General features: G+C 69.9%; 23 protein-coding genes. 21 read left to right on the forward strand and 2 right to left on the reverse strand.

Annotation, left to right across the window (positions count from 1 at the left end):
• The first annotated feature begins 38 nt into the window (after positions 1 to 38).
• Genes AC1REK_RS04190 through AC1REK_RS04220 form a run of 7 tightly spaced genes read left to right on the forward strand, consistent with a single transcriptional unit; the run spans position 39 to position 5,068 of the window.
• On the forward strand, positions 39 to 437 hold the full coding sequence (locus AC1REK_RS04190) for a hypothetical protein (protein WP_492267077.1): 399 nt from the start codon (positions 39 to 41) through the stop codon (positions 435 to 437).
• Positions 418 to 1,683 carry a DNA-packaging protein gene (locus AC1REK_RS04195; protein ID WP_492267661.1) on the forward strand — a complete coding sequence of 422 codons (1,266 nt, stop codon included), beginning with the start codon at positions 418 to 420 and terminating at the stop codon, positions 1,681 to 1,683. The genes AC1REK_RS04190 and AC1REK_RS04195 overlap by 20 nt, the downstream gene beginning before the upstream one ends.
• A 32-nt stretch (positions 1,684 to 1,715) precedes the next feature.
• Positions 1,716 to 2,888: a phage portal protein gene (locus tag AC1REK_RS04200; protein ID WP_492267076.1), complete on the forward strand. Its 1,173-nt coding sequence runs from the start codon at positions 1,716 to 1,718 to the stop codon at positions 2,886 to 2,888.
• Positions 2,885 to 3,085 (forward strand): hypothetical protein, encoded by a 201-nt coding sequence (locus AC1REK_RS04205; protein WP_066470745.1) that lies wholly within the window; start codon positions 2,885 to 2,887, stop codon positions 3,083 to 3,085. Before AC1REK_RS04200 ends, AC1REK_RS04205 begins: the two co-directional genes overlap by 4 nt.
• Complete coding sequence (locus AC1REK_RS04210) at positions 3,082 to 3,258, forward strand: hypothetical protein (RefSeq protein ID WP_492267075.1); 177 nt, start codon at positions 3,082 to 3,084, stop codon at positions 3,256 to 3,258. The genes AC1REK_RS04205 and AC1REK_RS04210 overlap by 4 nt, the downstream gene beginning before the upstream one ends.
• Positions 3,255 to 3,776 carry an HK97 family phage prohead protease gene (locus tag AC1REK_RS04215; RefSeq protein ID WP_492267074.1) on the forward strand — a complete coding sequence of 174 codons (522 nt, stop codon included), beginning with the start codon at positions 3,255 to 3,257 and terminating at the stop codon, positions 3,774 to 3,776. Before AC1REK_RS04210 ends, AC1REK_RS04215 begins: the two co-directional genes overlap by 4 nt.
• 50 nt (positions 3,777 to 3,826) lie before the next feature.
• Positions 3,827 to 5,068 (forward strand): phage major capsid protein, encoded by a 1,242-nt coding sequence (locus tag AC1REK_RS04220; RefSeq protein ID WP_492267073.1) that lies wholly within the window; start codon positions 3,827 to 3,829, stop codon positions 5,066 to 5,068.
• A 24-nt stretch (positions 5,069 to 5,092) separates the two neighbouring features.
• Here AC1REK_RS04220 and AC1REK_RS04225 read toward each other — a convergent pair whose 3' ends face one another.
• Positions 5,093 to 5,968 (reverse strand): S1 family peptidase, encoded by an 876-nt coding sequence (locus AC1REK_RS04225; protein WP_492267072.1) that lies wholly within the window; start codon positions 5,966 to 5,968, stop codon positions 5,093 to 5,095.
• A gap of 109 nt (positions 5,969 to 6,077) precedes the next feature.
• Entirely contained in the window at positions 6,078 to 6,857 is a 780-nt protein-coding gene (locus tag AC1REK_RS04230; RefSeq protein ID WP_492273780.1) for a S1 family peptidase, read from the reverse strand.
• Between the two features lie 72 nt (positions 6,858 to 6,929).
• Between AC1REK_RS04230 and AC1REK_RS04235 the strand changes: the two genes are divergently transcribed.
• The 14 genes from AC1REK_RS04235 to AC1REK_RS04300 all read left to right on the forward strand — a co-directional run bounded on the left by AC1REK_RS04235 (position 6,930) and on the right by AC1REK_RS04300 (position 18,394).
• On the forward strand, positions 6,930 to 7,514 hold the full coding sequence (locus AC1REK_RS04235; protein ID WP_492267070.1) for a head-tail connector protein: 585 nt from the start codon (positions 6,930 to 6,932) through the stop codon (positions 7,512 to 7,514).
• Between the two features lie 11 nt (positions 7,515 to 7,525).
• Positions 7,526 to 7,867 (forward strand): phage head closure protein, encoded by a 342-nt coding sequence (locus tag AC1REK_RS04240; protein WP_492267069.1) that lies wholly within the window; start codon positions 7,526 to 7,528, stop codon positions 7,865 to 7,867.
• Positions 7,864 to 8,274 carry a DUF3168 domain-containing protein gene (locus tag AC1REK_RS04245; RefSeq protein ID WP_492267068.1) on the forward strand — a complete coding sequence of 137 codons (411 nt, stop codon included), beginning with the start codon at positions 7,864 to 7,866 and terminating at the stop codon, positions 8,272 to 8,274. Before AC1REK_RS04240 ends, AC1REK_RS04245 begins: the two co-directional genes overlap by 4 nt.
• A gap of 22 nt (positions 8,275 to 8,296) precedes the next feature.
• Positions 8,297 to 8,707 (forward strand): phage major tail protein, TP901-1 family, encoded by a 411-nt coding sequence (locus AC1REK_RS04250; RefSeq protein WP_492267067.1) that lies wholly within the window; start codon positions 8,297 to 8,299, stop codon positions 8,705 to 8,707.
• Positions 8,708 to 8,718: 11 nt separating this feature from the next.
• A complete protein-coding gene (locus AC1REK_RS04255) occupies positions 8,719 to 9,072 on the forward strand; it encodes a gene transfer agent family protein (RefSeq protein WP_492267066.1) in 354 nt (117 codons plus the stop codon).
• Positions 9,069 to 9,296 (forward strand): phage tail assembly chaperone, encoded by a 228-nt coding sequence (locus AC1REK_RS04260; RefSeq protein WP_492267660.1) that lies wholly within the window; start codon positions 9,069 to 9,071, stop codon positions 9,294 to 9,296. Before AC1REK_RS04255 ends, AC1REK_RS04260 begins: the two co-directional genes overlap by 4 nt.
• 25 nt (positions 9,297 to 9,321) lie before the next feature.
• Positions 9,322 to 9,909 carry a phage tail tape measure protein gene (locus AC1REK_RS04265; protein ID WP_316021149.1) on the forward strand — a complete coding sequence of 196 codons (588 nt, stop codon included), beginning with the start codon at positions 9,322 to 9,324 and terminating at the stop codon, positions 9,907 to 9,909.
• Between the two features lie 55 nt (positions 9,910 to 9,964).
• Positions 9,965 to 10,606, forward strand: a complete 642-nt coding sequence (locus AC1REK_RS04270; protein ID WP_492267065.1) for a phage distal tail protein, Rcc01695 family — start codon at positions 9,965 to 9,967, stop codon at positions 10,604 to 10,606.
• A 9-nt stretch (positions 10,607 to 10,615) separates the two neighbouring features.
• Complete coding sequence (locus AC1REK_RS04275) at positions 10,616 to 11,506, forward strand: phage/gene transfer agent baseplate hub protein (protein WP_492267064.1); 891 nt, start codon at positions 10,616 to 10,618, stop codon at positions 11,504 to 11,506.
• The gene (locus AC1REK_RS04280) at positions 11,503 to 11,961 is read left to right on the forward strand and encodes an NlpC/P60 family protein (RefSeq protein ID WP_492267063.1); all 459 of its coding nucleotides are present in this window, start codon (positions 11,503 to 11,505) and stop codon (positions 11,959 to 11,961) included. The genes AC1REK_RS04275 and AC1REK_RS04280 overlap by 4 nt, the downstream gene beginning before the upstream one ends.
• Complete coding sequence (locus AC1REK_RS04285; RefSeq protein ID WP_492267062.1) at positions 11,961 to 15,890, forward strand: baseplate multidomain protein megatron; 3,930 nt, start codon at positions 11,961 to 11,963, stop codon at positions 15,888 to 15,890. Before AC1REK_RS04280 ends, AC1REK_RS04285 begins: the two co-directional genes overlap by 1 nt.
• 83 nt (positions 15,891 to 15,973) lie before the next feature.
• Positions 15,974 to 16,300: a PepSY domain-containing protein gene (locus AC1REK_RS04290; RefSeq protein WP_316021153.1), complete on the forward strand. Its 327-nt coding sequence runs from the start codon at positions 15,974 to 15,976 to the stop codon at positions 16,298 to 16,300.
• Positions 16,301 to 16,343: 43 nt separating this feature from the next.
• Entirely contained in the window at positions 16,344 to 17,009 is a 666-nt protein-coding gene (locus AC1REK_RS04295) for a response regulator transcription factor (protein WP_316021154.1), read from the forward strand.
• Positions 17,010 to 17,017: 8 nt separating this feature from the next.
• Positions 17,018 to 18,394, forward strand: coding sequence for a sensor histidine kinase (locus AC1REK_RS04300; protein WP_327520602.1), 1,377 nt, complete (start codon positions 17,018 to 17,020; stop codon positions 18,392 to 18,394).
• Positions 18,395 to 18,447 lie beyond the last annotated feature (53 nt).

The raw sequence follows: 18,447 nt of genomic DNA on the forward strand, positions 1-18,447 counted from the left end.
GGCGGCTTTTGCATGTCCGGGCCGAGCCGAGGTTTCCGATGACCGACGAGAATGATGAGAGCGCCCCCGCTCGGCCGGCGGCAAAACGCAAGCCTGCGCCGCGCGGCCGCAAGGCCGTGATCGGCAAGCTCTGGAAGGCGGCGCAGACACAGCTCGAAGCGCATGAGGCGCATCTGGCCGAGCTGCCGGCCGGTACGGCTGCAAGCGAGACCGACGCCAAGACGCTCGCGACGTTGGCTCGCACGGTGCGCGAGTTGGTGGCGCTGGATTCTGCCGCTGCGGGGGAGGGAGGAAAGTCCGAGGATGACCCCAGCCCCGCCGAAGGATTGCGCCGGGTCGAAGAGCTTCGCAGCGAGCTTGGACGCCGTCTTGCGGCGCTTGCCACCGAGGAAGCGGGCGCGGCTGGTGCGCCGCCTCATGGAGACGGCCTCACCTGAAGAACAGCAGATCATCCTGACGACTTGGGCCACTTGGGCACGCGCGGATCAGTTTCCCGCGCCGTGGGATGATTGGTTCAGCTGGCTGGTCCTCGGTGGCCGCGGTGCCGGTAAGACCCGGACTGGCGCCGAATGGGTGCGCGGGGCGGCGTTGGGGCGTTGGCCATTCGCTACCGAGCCTGTCGGCCGCATCGCCCTGGTCGGCGAGACGCAAGCACAGGTCCGCGACGTGATGATCGAGGGCGTCTCCGGCCTGCTGGCGATCCATCATCGCTGGGAGAAGCCGGTCTGGTCGCCGTCGCGCCGGCGGCTCGAATGGGGCAATGGCGCGATCGCGCAGGTCTTCACCGCCGAAGACCCGGAAGGCCTGCGCGGGCCGCAATTCGGCGCCGCCTGGTCCGACGAGCTGGCGAAATGGCCGAACCTTCAGGAGACCTGGGACATGCTGCAGCTCGGCTTGCGACTGGGCGACCGGCCACGGCAGGTCGTGACGACGACGCCGCGCCCGCTGCCGCTGATCAGGCGCCTGCTCGATGATCCCAGAGTCGCCGTCAGCCGGGCAGCGACCAGCGCCAACCGCTTCAACCTGGCACAGAGCTTCCTCGACAACGTGCAGAAGGCCTATGGCGGCACCCGCCTCGGCCGGCAGGAGCTGGAGGGCGAGATCGTCGAGGAAAGCGCCGACGCGCTCTGGAGCCGGGCGCTGATCGAAGAGGTTCGCGAGCGCGAGGCACCGGCTCTGGCGCGGATCGTCGTCGCGGTCGACCCGCCGGCCTCCTCCTCGAAGCGCGCCGATAGCTGCGGGCTCGTCGCCGCCGGGGTCGATCGCGACGGCATCGGCCATGTGCTGGCCGACGCGACGCTTGCCGGTGCCAGGCCGCATGAATGGGCAGCAGCTGCCGTCGCGCTCTATCGTCGGCTGGAGGCCGATGCGCTGGTCGTCGAGGTCAACCAGGGCGGCGAGATGGCGGAGAGCGTCATCCGCGAGGTCGATCCTGGCGTGCCGGTGACGCCGGTCAGGGCCTCGCGCGGAAAGTTCCTGCGGGCCGAGCCAGTGGCGGCGCTCTATGCGCAGCGGCGCGTGCGTCATGCCGGGGCGTTCCCGGCGCTGGAAGACGAGATGTGCGACTTCGGCCCGACCGGGCTGAGCTCCGGCCGCTCGCCCGACCGGCTCGACGCGCTGGTCTGGGCGCTGACCCATCTGATGCTCGGGCCGAAGGGTCGGCCGCGGGTGAGGGGGCTTTAACGCCCGACCGTCGCAACAACAGCGAGAAATCCATGCTCAATTTCCTTCGCAGCCTGCGCGGCTTCGCCGCGCCGGAACAGAAGCGCTCGCGCATCGGGCCGTTGATCGCCCTACACGAGGCCGGGCGGCCGGTCTGGACGCCGCGCGACTATGGCGCGCTCTCGCGGGAGGGCTATCAGCGCAACCCGGTGGTGCATCGCTGCGTCAGGCTGATCGCCGAGGCGGCGGCCCAGACTCCGCTGGTCGCCAAGGTCGGCGGGCGCGAGCAGACCGAACACCCAGCGCTGGCGCTGATCGAGCGGCCCAATCCGCGCCAGGGCGGCATCGCCTTCCGCGAGACGCTCTATGGCCATCTCGCCGTCGCCGGCAATGCCTATGTCGAGGCCGTCAGCATCGGCCGCGAGCCGCGCGAACTCCATGCGCTCAGGCCCGACCGGATGCGGGTGGTCCCCGGTCGCGATGGCTGGGCCGAGGCCTATGACTACAGCGTCGGAGCGCGGACCATCCGCTTCCGCCAGGACGAGGGCAGCGTGCCGCCGATCCTGCACCTTACGCAGTTCCACCCGGTCGACGACCATTACGGGCTGTCGCCGATCGAGGCGGCAGCCTGTTCGCTCGACGTCCACAATGCCGCCGGCAGCTGGCACAAGGCGCTGCTCGACAATGCGGCGCGGCCCTCGGGCGCACTGGTCTATGACGGGCCGGAAGGTGGCACGCTGACCGAGGCGCAGTTCGAGCGGCTGAAGAGCGAACTCGAAGAGGGCTTCCAGGGCGCGCGCAATGCCGGCCGGCCTCTGCTGCTGGAAGGCGGGCTCGACTGGAAGCCGCTGTCCTTGTCGCCTGCGGAGCTCGATTTCGTCGCCGCCAAGGGCGTCGCGGCGCGCGAGATTGCACTCGCCTTCGGCGTGCCGCCGTTGCTGCTCGGACTGCCCGGCGACAACACGCATGCGAACTTCGCCGAGGCCAACCGGGCCTTCTGGCGCCAGACCCTGATCCCGCTGGTCAGGCGTACGGCGCAGTCGCTGGCGCAATGGCTCGGCCCGGCCTTCGGCGACGACCTTTCGCTCGAGCCCGATCTCGACGCGATCGAGGCGCTCGCGGAGGAGCGGGAGTCGCTCTGGCGGCGGGTTTCGGCCGCCGAATTCCTCAGCACCGACGAGAAGCGCGAGGCGGTCGGCTATGGCCGCCGGGAGGAGGCGTCATGAACCTCATCGAACAGGCGGCCGGCGGCATCGTCGCGCGCGGCGACCTCGGCCATCTCGCTCTGCTGCTCTGGGCCTTCTGCGCATCCGCGCTCGCGCTTTTCGTCCTGCGCGAGCTCGTCGCCGCAAACCGGCGCTTCGACGATTTCGTCCGCGAGTTCGCCCGCTTCAATGCCCGCTACGAGGGAGACGAGACATGAGCAAGACCGGCGCGAAATCGCCGTCCCGGGCAGCGCCTGCCATCAGCCGGCCGGCGGCGGGGACGCGTGCGCCACGTGGCGACGGTCCGCCGCGCGAGGTTTTCGGGCGCTTCTTCGAGACGCTGGGGCGCCTCGACGGCGGCGCTCGCTCCGGCAAGGAGGGCACGCGATGACGTTCGCTCAACGAGGGGCTCCCATTGCCAGGGAGGCGAAGTTTCTGGCGCGGCCGCTGACGCGGATCGAGCCCGACGGCGCCTTCGAGGGCTATGCCAGCCTGTTCCGCATCGCCGATCTCGGCAAGGACGTGGTCGAGCCCGGCGCATTCCGCGAGAGCCTGGCGCGCCGCGGGCCCGGCGGCGTCAAGCTACTCTGGCAGCACGATCCGACGGAGCCGATCGGGCGCTGGATCGAGCTGCGCGAGGATTCGCGCGGCCTCCACGTCCGTGGCCGGCTTTCGCTCGCTGTCGCCAGGGCACGCGAGATTCACGCCCTGATGCGCGACGGCGCGATCGACGGGCTCTCGATCGGCTTCCGTTCCGAGCGGGCCCGCACCGATCCGCGCACCGGCCTGCGCCGGCTGGAGAAGGTCGATCTCTGGGAAATCTCGCTCGTCACCTTCCCGATGCTGCCGCAGGCCCGTGTCGCGGTGGTGAAGACGGCGCGCCCGCTTTCACCCGCTTTCCTGTCCTGAACCCGCAACCACCCGCTCATTTCCGAGGGCCAACCATGCGAGGAGAACCCATGACCGTGTCGAACCAGGCTCCCGAGACCAAGGCGACGGGCGACATCGCGCTCGCCTATGACGATTTGCGCTACACGCTGGAGGCCTACCGCGCCGCCAATGATGAGCGCCTGGCCGAACTCGAAACCCGCATGGGCGGCGACGTCCTGACCAGCGAAAAGCTGGTGCGGCTCGACGGCGCGCTCGACGAGACGCGCCGCCGGCTCGACCGGCTCGCGCTCGATGCCAGGCGCCCGGCGCTCGGTGCGGGCGAGGAACGCGACCCGGCCGTGGCCGAGCACAAGGCGGCCTTCGCCTCCTATGTCCGCCATGGCGAGGCGGCCGGGCTGAAGCAGCTCGAGGGCAAGGCGTTGTCCGCCGGGTCGGGACCCGACGGCGGCTATCTCGCGCCCTCGACCGTCGAGAGCGAGATCCTGCGCCGCCTGTCCGCGGTCTCGCCGATCCGTTCGCTGGCAACGGTGCGCACCATTTCCTCTGGCACTTACAAGAAGGCGTTCTCGACCACCGGTCCAGCCTCGGGCTGGGTCGCCGAGAGCGCCAACCGGCCGCAGACCGGCACGCCTGCTCTGGCCGAGCTCTCCTTCCCGGCGATGGAACTCTACGCCATGCCGGCGGCGACGCAGACCCTGCTCGACGACGCGATCGTCGATATCGACCAGTGGATCGCCGAGGAGGTCGAGAGCGCCTTCGCCGAGCAGGAGGGCGCGGCCTTCGTCAATGGCGATGGCGTCGACAAGCCCAAGGGATTCCTCGCCTATCCGACGGTCGCCGATGCCAGCTGGAGCTGGGGTAATATCGGGACGCTGAAAACCGGCGTCGCCGGCGCCTTCGCCGCCTCGAACCCGGCGGACATCCTGGTCGATCTCGTCTATGCGCTGAAGGCCGGCTACCGCCAGAACGCCAGCTTCCTGATGAGCCGCAAGACGCAGGCCGCGGTGCGCAAGTTCAAGGACTCGACCGGCCAGTATCTCTGGCAGCCGCCGGCCGCGGCAGGCGCGCAGGCCACCCTGCTCGGCTTCGCGGTCGTTGAGGCCGAGGACATGCCGAACATCGCGACGGATTCAGTCTCGATCGCCTTCGGTGATTTCCGGCGTGGCTATCTCGTCGTCGACCGGGCCGGGGTGCGCATTCTGCGCGATCCCTATTCCGCCAAGCCGCACGTGCTGTTCTACACGACCAAGCGGGTCGGCGGCGGCGTCCAGGACTTCGCCGCGATCAAGGGGCTGAAGTTCTCCGCCTGAGGTGCGAGGCTGCGGAACCTTGGTTCAGCGGCCGAACCACCAGCTGTAGCTGGCGCTCGGGCTCGCGTCGCCGCGAGCCTGCTGCGACCCGTCGCCGAAGTTGAGCAGGCGGGCGCTGGCTTCGCTGATCCAGGCGCGGTGTTCGCTGATCGGGGTGATCGCGGTGAATCCGCCGCAGATCAGCCGGACGCGCGAGCTGAGCGGCCCGCTCGACCAGGAGACGATGCCGACGAGATCGCGCGAGCCCGGCGGGCCGCGCAACACCGGGCCACCGGAATCGCCGCGGCAGGCGCCGGCGCCGGGGATCTCGCCGCGGTTCTCGGTGTCGACCGCGACCTTGACGGTATTGGCGGTGGTGTAGTTGCCGGCGTTGACCAGCGTCGCCTCGCGCAGGGTTCGGGCGGTGCGCTTGTTGTTCTCCGAGGCCAGGCCGAAGCCGGCCATGGTCACCGTTTCGCCCTGCCAGAGGCCGCCGCCGAGCGTCAGCGGCTCGATATCGGCCGGAAGCGGGGTGGCGACGCGAATCAAGGCGAGGTCGGCACCCGGCTGGGTGCGCGGCGTCGTCCCGGGCACGAAGGTCGGGTGCGGCAGCACGGCGGCGACCGCGTGCGTGCGGCTGCGGAAACGGCGGTCCAGGCTGATGACGCGAACCGAGCCGCCGGTCATCAGGCAATGTGCCGCGGTTAGGATCAGCTCGGTCGAGATCACGGCGCCGGAGCAGAGCTCGCCGCGGCTGGTCTCTATCCGCAGGGTCGAGGCTCGCACGCCATCGGCCGAGCGCGACTTCACGCCGCCCACCACCGCTTCGGCCGGGGCGGCCTGCAGCGCTGCCGTGAGCAGCACGAGGGCCGCCGTCAGCGGGCGGCCGAAAAGGTTTGCGGTCGATGTCGTTGCGGCCATGACGTTACTTTATGGTTTGCTGCGGCGCCGTCCAGTGCCCGTTCGTCGCGCCGGCCTCCAGCGGAGCCGGGGGTAAGCGAAATCCTGCTCCGGTCAATTGCATTGCGTCCTAGCGTTTCGCTGTCCAGTCGACGCTTTCGCCCCAACCCGACAGGGTCCGGTCGATCCAGCCGCGCTGCGGAGCGACCAGAACGCCCTGGCTGAGCAGGCCGCATTGCTTGCCCGTGGGACCGGTCGACCAGCTGGTGACGGCGACGATGCCGCCCTCGCTATCGAGGATCGGGCCGCCGGAGTCGCCCTGGCAGGCGCCGGCTGCCGGCCGCTTGCCGCCGCCGGCGGGGTCGGCGGCCCAGATCAGGATCCGGCCCGGGCCATAGGGCTCGACGGTCGCGAGCGCGGCGGAGCGATAGATGCCGGTGGTCTTCGCCTCGCCCTCGCGCGAGACGCCGTAGCCGGCGAGTGTGATCGCGGTCCCAGCGCGGGGCAGCGGTCCGTCGACCAGCGAGGCCGCTGAGAAGCGGGCCGGGAGCGGGGCTGCGAGGCGCACCAGGGCGAGGTCGATCGAGCGCTGCCTGGCCGCGACGGCCTTCGCGTTGAATTCCGGATGCAGCGTGATCGCCGCCGGTTCGATCAGGACGGGCTCGCCGCCCTCTCGCCAATGGATGCGCAGATCGGTGCGCCCATCGGCGCAATGCGCGGCGGTCAGGATGGCGCGCCGCGAGAGCACGATACCGGTGCAGACGCCGCCGCGCGCGTTGAGGACCATCAGGGTGGAGCCCGCTTCCGGCCCGCCATCGCGTCCGCCGACGACCGCTGACGCCGGCAGCGTGAGCAGCGCCGACGCCGCAGCCGCCAGTCCGGCAAACCATTTCGCTGTGCCGCCGCGCATGGCGCCCTCCTGTTGGGAGGGCGCTGGATAGCGCATCGGCCGCTCCGTTCAAACCCCGGAAAGGGAGAGGGCATGATCTCGGTCACCATGACGCCGCTCGCCATCGCGCCGCCGGCGATCGAGCCGGTCTCGCTGGCGGAGGCCAAGGATTTCCTGCGGCTCCTGGCGTCCGACGAGGACGAGCTGCTCGGGACGCTGATCACAGCCGCCCGCCTGATGGTCGAGGCAGCCTCCGGCCGGATGTTGATCGACCAGAGCTGGCGCCTCGTCCTCGACCGCTGGCCGACCGGCGGGGAGCTGCGCCTGCCGCTTTCGCCGGTCGGTCGCATCATCGCAGCGCGGGTCTATGACGCTGCGGGCGGCGCGCAAGTCGTGCCCCAGGCCTCGCTTGCCCTGGTCGAGGGCACGGACCCGCCTGTCATCACTGTCTCCGGGACCGTGCCGGTGCCGGGCCGTGACCGGGCGGCGATCGAGATCGACGTCGTCGCCGGCTTCGGGACGACGCGCGATCTGGTGCCCGCGCCTCTGCGCCAGGCGGTGCTGCGGCTGGCCTGCCGCTGGTTCGAGCATCGCGGCGACGTTGTCAGCCGCGACGCTACGCATCTGCCGGCCGAGATTGCGGCGCTGCTCGCGCCCTATCGCCGCCTGAAGCTGTGACGGAGTCGGCGATGAGCGAAAGGTCGATGCGAAGCCCGGTCGGCATGATGCGCCGCCGCCTGCTGCTCGAGCACCCGGTCGGCACGCCCGACGGGATAGGCGGCGAGACACGAGGCTATGCCCTCATCGCAGCGGTCTGGGCCCAGGTCGAATGGCTGTCCGGCGAGGAGCGCTGGCGCGCTGGACGCCCGGAACAGGCGCTCAGCCATCGCATCAGCCTGCGCTGGCGGGTGGGAGTCGATGCCGGCCAGCGCCTGCGGGATGCCACTCAGGTCTTCGAGATCCGCACCGTCGCCGACCCTGATGGCGGACGGCGGCGCCTTGTCTGCCTGGCCGAGGAGGTTCGTCCATGAGCGGAGCGGTTCTTACCCTGCGCCGGGCCGTTCAGGCGCATCTGGCCGCCGATGCAGGCCTGACCGCCCTGATCGGTGCCGGCCGCCTCCATGAGGAGCCGCCGCGCGCCGCGAAGGGCGTCTATCTCGTCCATGGCGAGGTCGAGGCCGACGACTGGTCGACCGGCAGCGATTCCGGCTGCGAGCAGCGCTTCGGCCTGGTCGTCTGGGCCGGCGAAAGCGCGTCCGCACGTCAGGCTCTGGAGGCGGCCGCCGCTGTCGTCGCCAGTCTGAACAGCGCGCCGCTCGGGCTCGACGGGCACCGCCTGATCAACCTGACCTGGCTGTCGTCGCGGCTCGCCCGCGATGCCAGGAGCCAGCTTCCGACTGTGACGCTGCGCTTCCGCGCCGTCACCGAAACCCTTTGAGAACACTGGAAAGGAACAGCCGATGCCGGCCCAGAAAGGCAAGGACCTGCTGCTCAAGGCGGCTGATGCAGGCGGTAGCTTCGTCACCGTCGCCGGGCTGCGCGCCCGGCAGATCGCCTTCAATGCCGAGGCGGTCGACGTCACTCATGCCGAGTCGGCCGGGCGCTGGCGTGAATTGCTGGCGGGGGCCGGCATGCGCCGGGCAAGCATCAGCGGCGCCGGCATCTTCAAGGACGAGGCCTCGGATGCGCTGGTCCGGCAGATCTTCTTCGACGGCACGATCCGCGACTGGCAGGTGATCGTGCCGGATTTCGGCGTGATCACCGGGCCGTTCCAGATCTCGACGCTGGAATATCGCGGCGACCATGCCGCCGAGGTCACTTTCGAGCTGTCGCTGGAATCGGCTGGTCAGCTCGTCTTCACGCTCGCCTGAGGAGGCTCGGCATGGTCAATCGCTACCGGGGCGAGGTCGCCCTGATGGTCGAGGGCAGGGCGCTGCCCATGCGGCTGACGCTGGGTGCGCTCGCCGAGCTGGAGAGCGCATTCTCGGTCGACAGTCTTCCGGCCCTGGGCGAGCGCTTCGCCACTGGCAAGCTGTCGTCCCGCGACGTCATCCGCATCCTCGGGGCTGGCCTGCGCGGAGGCGGCGGCGCTCTCTCCGAGGACGCGGTGGCGGCGCTCGCCTTCGACGGCGGGCTGAACGGTGCCATAGCTGCTGCGATCGGCCTGCTCGACGCGACGTTCGCGCCGGCGGGCGAAGGTGAGCCGGCGCGCCCTCCGTCGCCGCCGGTGCCATAGGCGCGCCGGCGGCGGCTCCCTTCCCGTGGCGCGAGGTCATGGTTTTCGGGCTCGGCCATCTGCGTTGGCCGCCGGACGTGTTCTGGACCGCCAGCCCGCGCGAGATCATCGCCGCCAGCGAAGCCTTTCGCGCCGCCCCGGCCGGTGAAGCGCCGGCGCGCGGCATTCTCGATGCCCTGATGCGCGACCATCCCGACGATTCCGGCGAGGCGGCTGAGGCCTGACCCGCCGCTCAGAAAAGGCGAAGCCATGTCGGATGAAGAAACCTCGTCCTTCGATACGTCCGGGCTCAAGGCCATGACCAGCCTGACGCAAGGTCTGACCAAGGCCTCCGAGGCCTTCGGCAAATCGATCAGCGGCGCCTTCGTAAAGGGCGTTGTCGAGGGGCGGCGCTTTGAGGATGTGCTGCGCAGTGTCGGTAGGACGCTCAGCGACTCTCTGCTGAAATCGGCGCTCAAGCCGCTGCAAAGCGGACTCTCGGGCCTGCTCGGCTCCGGGCTGAAGAGCCTGGGCGGCCTTTTCTCCGGTGGGGTCGGCGGCGCGGCGGCGCCTTCCGTCTCGGTCTTCGCCGATGGCGGCGTCGTCGCGGCTCCGTCCTACTTCGCCATGGGGCGCGGCCTCGGGTTGATGGGCGAGCGCGGCGCGGAGGCGATCCTGCCGCTCTCGCGCGGCCCCGACGGCAAGCTCGGCGTCCGCGCCGGCGGCGGGGAAGGCCGCCGGCCGGTCAACATCACCGTTCAGGTCTCGACGCCCGATGCCGAGAGCTTCCGCCGCTCGGAGGCGCAGGTCTCGGCCGCGATCGCGCGGGCCGTGGCGCGCGGCAACCGCGCGCTCTGAGGCCAGCGCCGGCCTGGTCCCGGCGCACCAATTCCAAGCTGAAAGGAGGGCTGGCATGAGCGGCTTCCACGAAGTGCGCTTTCCGATCGAGATCGCGCGCGGGGCCCGCGGCGGCCCCGAGCGGCTGACCCAGGTGGTGACGCTGGCTTCCGGTCGCGAGATCCGCAACAGCCGCTGGGCGCATTCGCGCCGGCGCTACGATGCCGGGTTCGGGATCCGCACGCTCGATGCGCTGGCGAGCATCGTCGCCTTCTTCGAGGAGCGGCGCGGGCGGCTCTATGGTTTCCGCTGGCGCGACCGGCTCGACTGGAAGAGCTGCGCGCCCTCGGCGCAGCCGGCCGCGGGCGACCAGCAGATCGGCATCGGCGACGGGATGACCCGCGTCTTCCAGCTCGGCAAGCTCTATGGCGGCCTGCATGCGCCGTACGTCAGGCGGATCACTAAATCGGTGCCTGGCTCGGTGCTCGTCGCGGTGAACGGCGTTGTGCAGGCGCAACCCAGCATCGTCAGCTGCGATCATTCGACGGGCTTGCTGACCTTCGCTGTCGGCCATGCCCCGGCCGCGGGCGCGCTCGTCAGCGCGGGCTTTGCCTTCGACGTGCCGGTGCGCTTCGACCTCGACATGATCGAGGTCGACCTCTCGGCCTTCGAGGCCGGTGACATCCCGAAGATTCCGATCGTCGAAATCGCCGACTGAGGCCTTTCCATGCGCAATCTCCCTTCCGCGCTCGCCGCGCATGTTGCCGGCGAGGCGACGACGCTTTGCCGGTGCTGGAGCCTGACCCGGCGCGACGGCGCCGTGCTCGGCTTCACCGATCACGATCGCGATCTCGCCTTCGACGGCATCCTCTTCCAGGCCCGCTCCGGGCTGGAGGCGGCAGAGGCGACCGCCGAGCTCGGCTTTGCGACCGGCGGCGGCGAGGTGCTCGGCGCCTTCGCCGCCAGCGGGCTCAGCGAGGCTGAGCTGTCGCGCGGGCTCTACGACGATGCGCGGGTCTCGCTCTGGCTGGTGAACTGGGCCGACCCTGGCCAGCGGGCTCTGCTGGAGACCGGCTTCGTCGGCGAGATCAAGCGCAGCGACAGCACTTTCAGCGCCGAGGTCCGGGGGCTGGGCAAGGCCTTCGACGAGGAGAAGGGCGGGCTCTACATCGCTTCCTGCGCCGCCGATCTCGGCGATGCCCGCTGTGGTGTCTCCGTCGCTATCGCGGAGGGCGTCGTGGAGGCGACGGATGGGCGCCTTGCGATCACCACAGCTGGCCTGGCGGGCTACAGCGACGGTTACTTCAGCGGGGGGCGGCTGGTCTTCACGGCAGGCGCCAATGTCGGCTTCGCCAGCGAGGTCAAGGCGCATCGCGCCGCCGACGGCGCCGCGAGCTTCCAACTCTGGCAGGCGTCGCCGGCCCCGATCCTTTCCGGCGATGCCTTCACCGTGACTGCCGGCTGCGACAAGAGCTTCGCCACCTGCCGGTCGAAATTCGGCAATGGAATCAACTTTCGCGGCTTCCCGCATCTGCCGGGGAACGACTTTATCGTCGGCGGCGTCCGCCCCTCCGATCCCGGCGCCGGGCCGTTCGACGGCGGGAGCCTGTTCCGATGAGCGCTGCCACGGAGCCGGGCGTGGCCACGCGTATCCGTGTCGTCGCAGCGGCGCGTTCCTGGCTGGGGACGCCCTACCACCATCAGGCCTCGCTGCGCGGTGTCGGCTGCGACTGCCTCGGCCTCGTGCGCGGCGTCTGGCGCGAGCTTTACGGGAGCGAGCCGGAGGCCGTGCCGCCCTATGACCAGCACTGGGCGCAGCATGCAGCCGGCGAGACCCTGGCGCTCGCCGCGATGCGCCATCTCAGGGCCGGCGCGCCGGCCGAAGCTCAGCCGGGCGATGTGCTGCTCTTCCGCTGGCGCGACCATCTGCCGGCGGCGCATTGCGCGATCCTGAGCGAGCCCGGGTCGATCGTTCACGCTCATGACGGTGCGGCGGTCGGCGAGGTCGCCTTCACGGGCTGGTGGCGCCGCCATTGCAGCCATGCCTTCTCGTTTCCGGAGCTGGTTCGCTGATGGCCACGCTTGTTCTCCAGGTCGCCGGCTCGGTGCTGGGCGGCATGCTCGGTGGTCCCGTCGGTGCGGTGATCGGCCGAGCGCTCGGCGCCGCTGCCGGCGCCGGGCTCGATCAATCCCTGCTCGGCGGCGGCGGAGGAACCCGTATCGTCGAAGGGCCGCGCCTGACCGAGATCGAAGGCTTGGCCTCGACCGAGGGAGCCCCGATCCCGCGCGTCTATGGCCGTGCACGGATCGGCGGACAGCTGATCTGGGCGACGCGCTTCGAGGAGGAGGTGACCACCACAGTCACCCGCAGCAAACGCGGCGGCAAGGGTGGGCAGAAGGCCCAGAAGACCTACGAAACGACCTATTCCTACTATGCCAATCTCGCCATCGGCCTGTGCGAGGGGCCGATCGCCTTCGTGCGCCGGATCTGGGCCGATGGCCGCGAGATCGATTTCAATGCCGTGACGCTGCGCGTCCATCGCGGCTTTCCCGATCAGCAGCCCGATCCGTTGATCGCGGCCAAGGAGGCTGGCGAGGCTCCCGGCTATCGCGGCACGGCCTATGTCGTGTTCGAGCGCTTTCCCCTGGCCGATTACGGCAACCGCGTGCCGCAGTTCTCCTTCGAGGTGGTGCGCGCAGTGCCGGGCCTCGGCAACATGATCCGCGCCGTGACGCTGATCCCCGGTGCGAGCGAGTTCATCTACCAGCCGACCCTGGTGAACCAGGAGCCGGAGGCCGGCGTCACGATCGCCGAGAACCGCCACCAATGGCACAGCGCCTCCGATGTCGACGGGGCGATCACCCACCTGCTGGCGCTCTGCCCGCAGTTGCGGCGGATATCGCTGGTCGTGAGCTGGTTCGGCGACGATCTGCGCGCCGGCTCCTGCACGGTCGCGCCGCGCGTCGAGATCGCGCAGAAGACGATCACGGGCGCGGAATGGTCCGTTGCCGGGCTCGTCCGTTTCCAGGCGCGCCTGGTCAGTCAGTCGGACGGAAAGCCGGCCTATGGCGGCACCCCCTCCGACGACAGCGTGATCGCGCTGATCCGCAAGCTGCGCGACGTCTACGGGCTCGAGGTCGTGCTCTACCCCTTCGTGATGATGGATATCCCGGCCGACAACGCTCTGCCGGATCCCCATAGCGGCAATGCCTCGCAGCCACCCTATCCCTGGCGCGGCCGGATGAGCTGCTCGCCGGCGCCCGGCCGGCCGGACACTCCCGATGCGAGCCCGGCCGCGGCCGCGCAGATCGCGAGCTTCCTCGGCTCGGCCCGAGCGAGCGATTTTTCGCTCTTCGGCGATCGAGTTCTCTGCGCGGTGCCCGAGGACTGGGGCTTTCGCCGCGCCGTGCTGCACGCAGCTATGTTGGCCAAGGCTGCGGGCGGGGTCTCGGGGTTCATCATCGGCTCCGAACTGGTTGGGCTGACTCGCGTGCGCAGCGCACCGGGCCTCTATCCGATGGTCGACGGCCTCGTCGCACTGGCCGCCGAGGTGCGCGCGCTGCTGCCCGCGCCGACCAAGCTGACCTATGCTGCGGACTGGACGGAATACGGCGCCCATGTCCGCGATGGTGGGCAGGAGGTGCGCTTTCCGCTCGATCCGCTCTGGGCTTCGCCGGATATCGACGCGATCGGCATCGACTACTATGCGCCGCTGACCGATTGGCGCGATACGCCGGGTCATGCCGACATCTCATTGGCGCGCGGGCCTGCCGATGTCGATCATCTGCGCGCCCGCCTGATCTCTGGCGAGGCTTACGACTGGTATTATGCCTCGCCGGCCGACCGGCAGTCACAGAACCGCCTGCCGATCAGCGACGGTGCCTTCGGCAAGCCCTGGATCTTCCGGCCGAAGGACCTGCCGGGCTGGTGGTCCAATTTTCACGTCGAGCGCTTGAATGGCTCCGAAGTCGGCGCCACTCCCTGGCTTCCCGGTTCGAAGCCGATCTGGCTGACCGAGATCGGCCTGCCGGCGGTCGACAAGGGCGGCAACTCGCCGAACGTCTTTCCCGATCCGAAATCGGTCGACGGCGGCTATCCGCATTTCTCGACCCGTGCCCGTGACGACCTCGTGCAGGCGCGCGGCCTCGAGGCGATCCTCTCCGGCTTCGATCCGGCGCTGCCGGGCTTCGACCCCAGGGCCAACCCGATATTCGAGCCCGCCGGACGGCGCATGGTCGATCCCGCGAACGTCTATGTCTGGACCTGGGATGCACGGCCGTTCCCGGCCTTCCCGGATCTGCAATCGGTCTGGGCCGACGGTCCCAATTACGACACCGGCCACTGGATCAACGGCCGGCTCGAAGGGGCGACGCTCGACCGGCTGGTGCGGGCGATCCTCGCCGATTACGGCCTGCCGGCGCCCGACGAGATCGCGGTCGACGGCTTTCTCGACGGCTATGTCCTCGACCGTCCGCTCTCGGCGCGAGCGGCCCTCGAGCAGCTCGCGCAGGCCTTCGGATTCGACGTCGCGATGTCCGCAGGCAGGCTGTCCTTTCGCGGCCGTGCCGCTGCTGTCGCCCGCGAGCTTTCGTCCGACGACCTCGTTCTCGACCGCGACGGCCAGCCATTCTCGCTGCGTCGGGCCGAGGAAAGCGAGCTGCCGCGCGAGCTGCGCCTCGCCCATATCGACGGCGACGACGACTATCGTCGGGCTGCCGCGCGTTCGCGCCGGTTGGCCGGCGCCGCAAGGCGCGAAAGCGCGATCGAGACCGCCATCGTCACCCGACGGGCCGAGGGCCAGCGCCTGGCCGAGCAGCGCCTGCAGGAGATCTGGGCGGCCCGCGAGACGCTGGAACTCGAGCTTTCGCCGCGCCGGGTAGACCTCGAACCCGGCGATGTCGTCTCGTTGGAGGTCGCCGGACGCCCACGCCTGTTCCGGCTGACGCGCATCAGCGATGGCATCACCCGCAAGGCAAGCGCCCGGGCGGTCGAGCCGGCGATTTATCGCGGCGCGGCACCTGGCCAGCCGGGCTCGCGGCCGGTCAAGGTCGCGCCGCGGGTGGCCGGGCGCCCCGACGCGCTGGTGCTCGACCTGCCGATCGCGCGCGGCTCGCCAACGGTGCTGCAGCACCTCGCTGCGTTCGCCGAGCCTTGGCCGGGCGGGCTCGCGATCTGGCGCGCAGCGGAAGGCATGCCCTTCACCTTGCACGGCTTCGTCGCTGCGCCCTCGATCATGGGCGAGACGCTGACGCCGTTGCAGCCCGGGCCGCTCTGGCGGACGGATCGGCATGCCAGCGTCGATGTCAGGTTGCGCGGCGGCTCGCTCAGCTCCGTCTCCGTCGAAGAGGCGCTCGCCGGGGCCAATGCGCTCGCCTTGGTCGACGCTGCCGGCCATGTCGAGATCGTCACGGCCGCCCGCGCCGAGCTGATCGGGTCGCGGGTTTTCCGGCTGTCGCAGATGGTTCGTGGCCTGGGCGGTTCCGAGCAAGCTGCGGCACGAGTTCTGCCAGCCGGAGCACGCCTCGTCGTCCTCGACGGCGCGGCAGAAGTGCTGAGCGCGACGCTCGACGAACTCGGGCGCCGATGGCGCTATCGCATCGGCCCCGCCAATGCCGATGTCGCGGGACCTGCGATGCGCGAGCTCGTCGCGACTGTGGGGACTGCCGCGCTGCGCCCGCTTGCCCCCGTGCATCCTCGGGGACGCCGTGTGCCGGACGGCGTGCTGCTGCGCTGGATCAGGCGCACCAGGGTTGACGGCGATTCATGGGAGGCAGCCGAAGTCCCGCTCGGCGAGGAGATCGAACGCTATCGGGTGACCATCTACCGGGCGGGCCTGGCCAAGCGGGTCATCGAGCGTGCGGTGCCGGATCTGCTCTACCCCTCAGCAAGCGAGATCGAGGATTTTGGCGCCGCGCAGCCGAGCCTCGATATCGGGCTCGATCAGATCAGCCTCGTCGCCGGCGCCGGGCCGCCCTGGCGTGGACACGTCACGATTCGCTGAGCTAGGCTTGCCCGGCCGCAAGCGCTGCGGACAACTGCCGCAAGGGGGTGTTCATGGCGCATTCACGCGGGCAGGACTAGCGCATGCTGATGACGCTGCTCGATCCGACCACCGCAACCTTCGCCATGCTGACGCTTGTGGCCTCACCGGTGATCCCGGCCGACACGTCGCAGCCGATCGCCTGTCTTTCGGCGAGCGAGACGCGCGATGCGGTCTCCGACGGCAAGGTGATGCAGCCGGCGGCCGCGTCGCGGCATGCGCGCGAGGCCGCCCCCGGGGAGGTCGTCCGGATCCGTCTCTGCCGGCTCGGCGACGACTATGTCTATGTCGTCACCACCTTGAAGCGCGACGGGCGCGTCGCTCGCGTGACCCTCGACGGGCATTCGGGCAAGGTGGCGGACATCCGCTAGTTCCGCTATTTCCCCCTGACATTTGCAATGGAGTGATCCCGCCGTGCGACTGCTCGTCGTCGAGGACGACAAGGACCTCAACCGCCAGATCGTCAACGCACTCGAGAATGCCGGCTACGCGGTCGACAAGGCCTTCGACGGCGAGGAAGGGCTCTATCTCGGCGAGACCGAGCCCTATGACGCCGTGATTCTCGATCTCGGCCTGCCCAAGGTCGATGGTGTCGCCGTGCTGCAGGGCTGGCGCCGGGCCGAGAAGACCATGCCGGTGCTGATCCTGACCGCGCGCGACCGCTGGAGCGACAAGGTGGCCGGTTTCGACGCCGGCGCCGACGACTATGTCGTCAAGCCGTTCCACATCGAGGAACTCCTTGCCCGGGTGCGTGCCTTGCTGCGCCGGGCCGCCGGCCATGCCACCTCCGAGCTGATCTGCGGCCCCGTCCGCCTCGACACGCGCGCCAGCCGCGTCGTCGTCGACGGCAATCCCGTGAAATTGACCTCGCACGAATATCGGCTGCTCGCCTATCTGATGCACCATCAGGGCCGCGTGGTCTCGCGCACCGAACTGGTCGAGCATCTCTACGACCAGGATTTCGACCGCGATTCCAACACGATCGAGGTCTTCGTCGGCCGCTTGCGCAAGAAGCTCGGCGTCGAGATCATCGAAACCGTGCGCGGCCTGGGCTACATCGCTGCCGCAGCCAAGGCCTGACGCGAACCATGCCCGCCTCGCAACAGCGTTTCTCGCTCGGGGCGCGGCTCTTCATCTCGGCTGCCGTCTGCTGCGCGCTGGTCCTGATTCTGGCGGGCTTCGGCCTGACCACCTTCTATCGGCGCTCGGCCGAGCGCGGCTTCGACGAGCGCCTCAGCGTCTACATCAAGGAACTCGTCGCCGATCTCGCCGCTCCGCCCGAGGCGGAGCGCCAGGCGATCGGCGATCTCGGCGAACCGCGCTTCGACCTGCCGCTCTCCGGCTGGTACTGGCAGATCATCCGGCTCGACGGCGAGCGCCCGAACGTCCGAACCTCGCGCTCGCTGGTCGGCGGCCAATTGCCGAAGCTGCTCGACCAGCCGATCCGGCCGAATGCCCGCGGGCTGCGCGAAAGCTACATCTCCGGCCCGGACGATCGCGAGCTGCGCATCATCGAGCGCGAGATCGATGTTGGCGAGGATGGCCGCTTCACGGTCGGTGTCGCGGCGCCCGCCGACGAGATCGATGGCGACATCCGCGATTTCCGCTTCGCACTGACCCTGACCTTCCTGGCGCTCGGCCTGGCGCTCGTCGCCTCGACGATCATCCAGGTCCGCTTCGGATTGCGACCGCTGGTCCGGCTCGGCACGGCCGTCGGCAAGGTGCGCACCGGCGAGAGTGCGCGGATCGGCGGGCGCTATCCGCCCGACCTCGACCCGCTGGCAGGCGAACTCAACCAGTTGATCGACGCCAACCGCGAGATCCTGGAGCGGGCGCGCACCCAGGTCGGCAATCTCGCCCACGCCCTGAAGACGCCGCTCAGCGTCATGCAGAACGAGGCGGAGGCCGGGCAGGGGCCGCTATCCCAGACCGTTCGCCACCAGACCGCGATCATGCGCGACCAGGTCCAGTACTACCTCGACCGCGCCCGGGCGGCGGCGCTCTCCGGCGCGCTTGGCGGCGTGACCGAGATCGCACCTTCGCTCGATGCGCTGATCCGCACTTTCCAGAAGATAGCGCAGGGCCGGGCGATAACCGGCAGCCACGATGTTTCTGCCGCCGCGCGTTTCCGTGGCGAGAAGCAGGACCTCGAGGAAATGCTCGGCAATCTGCTCGACAATGCCTTCAAATGGGCGCGCAGCGAGGTTCGGGTCAGCCTGGACACCGGCCGGGATCTGCCAGAGGGCCGGCTTGCCCTGCTGATCGACGATGACGGCCCGGGCCTGCCCGAGGAGGCGATGGCGGATGTGATCAAGCGCGGCCGCCGCCTCGACGAGACCACACCGGGGTCCGGGCTCGGGCTTTCCATCGTCGTCGATCTCGCCAAGCTTTATGGCGGCGGGCTTACGCTGGAGCACTCGCCGCTCGGCGGCCTGCGGGCCCGGCTCGTTCTGCCGGCTGTTTGATGCTGCGCATTGTCCGCGTGACCCTTTGTCGCCATCTTCGGGCATGAAGCGGG

This window comes from Allobosea sp. GW823-FHT02B03 (assembly GCF_058797755.1).

Bases quoted from the DNA above. Each gene is read 5' to 3' on its own strand.
- AC1REK_RS04190 (WP_492267077.1), top strand. From the start codon at position 39: ATGACCGACGAGAATGATGAGAGCGCCCCCGCTCGGCCGGCGGCAAAA.
- AC1REK_RS04195 (WP_492267661.1), top strand. From the start codon at position 418: ATGGAGACGGCCTCACCTGAAGAACAGCAGATCATCCTGACGACTTGG.
- AC1REK_RS04200 (WP_492267076.1), top strand. From the start codon at position 1,716: ATGCTCAATTTCCTTCGCAGCCTGCGCGGCTTCGCCGCGCCGGAACAG.
- AC1REK_RS04205 (WP_066470745.1), top strand. From the start codon at position 2,885: ATGAACCTCATCGAACAGGCGGCCGGCGGCATCGTCGCGCGCGGCGAC.
- AC1REK_RS04210 (WP_492267075.1), top strand. From the start codon at position 3,082: ATGAGCAAGACCGGCGCGAAATCGCCGTCCCGGGCAGCGCCTGCCATC.
- AC1REK_RS04215 (WP_492267074.1), top strand. From the start codon at position 3,255: ATGACGTTCGCTCAACGAGGGGCTCCCATTGCCAGGGAGGCGAAGTTT.
- AC1REK_RS04220 (WP_492267073.1), top strand. From the start codon at position 3,827: ATGACCGTGTCGAACCAGGCTCCCGAGACCAAGGCGACGGGCGACATC.
- AC1REK_RS04225 (WP_492267072.1), bottom strand. From the start codon at position 5,968: ATGGCCGCAACGACATCGACCGCAAACCTTTTCGGCCGCCCGCTGACG.
- AC1REK_RS04230 (WP_492273780.1), bottom strand. From the start codon at position 6,857: ATGCGCGGCGGCACAGCGAAATGGTTTGCCGGACTGGCGGCTGCGGCG.
- AC1REK_RS04235 (WP_492267070.1), top strand. From the start codon at position 6,930: ATGATCTCGGTCACCATGACGCCGCTCGCCATCGCGCCGCCGGCGATC.
- AC1REK_RS04240 (WP_492267069.1), top strand. From the start codon at position 7,526: ATGAGCGAAAGGTCGATGCGAAGCCCGGTCGGCATGATGCGCCGCCGC.
- AC1REK_RS04245 (WP_492267068.1), top strand. From the start codon at position 7,864: ATGAGCGGAGCGGTTCTTACCCTGCGCCGGGCCGTTCAGGCGCATCTG.
- AC1REK_RS04250 (WP_492267067.1), top strand. From the start codon at position 8,297: ATGCCGGCCCAGAAAGGCAAGGACCTGCTGCTCAAGGCGGCTGATGCA.
- AC1REK_RS04255 (WP_492267066.1), top strand. From the start codon at position 8,719: ATGGTCAATCGCTACCGGGGCGAGGTCGCCCTGATGGTCGAGGGCAGG.
- AC1REK_RS04265 (WP_316021149.1), top strand. From the start codon at position 9,322: ATGTCGGATGAAGAAACCTCGTCCTTCGATACGTCCGGGCTCAAGGCC.
- AC1REK_RS04270 (WP_492267065.1), top strand. From the start codon at position 9,965: ATGAGCGGCTTCCACGAAGTGCGCTTTCCGATCGAGATCGCGCGCGGG.
- AC1REK_RS04275 (WP_492267064.1), top strand. From the start codon at position 10,616: ATGCGCAATCTCCCTTCCGCGCTCGCCGCGCATGTTGCCGGCGAGGCG.
- AC1REK_RS04280 (WP_492267063.1), top strand. From the start codon at position 11,503: ATGAGCGCTGCCACGGAGCCGGGCGTGGCCACGCGTATCCGTGTCGTC.
- AC1REK_RS04285 (WP_492267062.1), top strand. From the start codon at position 11,961: ATGGCCACGCTTGTTCTCCAGGTCGCCGGCTCGGTGCTGGGCGGCATG.
- AC1REK_RS04290 (WP_316021153.1), top strand. From the start codon at position 15,974: ATGCTGATGACGCTGCTCGATCCGACCACCGCAACCTTCGCCATGCTG.
- AC1REK_RS04300 (WP_327520602.1), top strand. From the start codon at position 17,018: ATGCCCGCCTCGCAACAGCGTTTCTCGCTCGGGGCGCGGCTCTTCATC.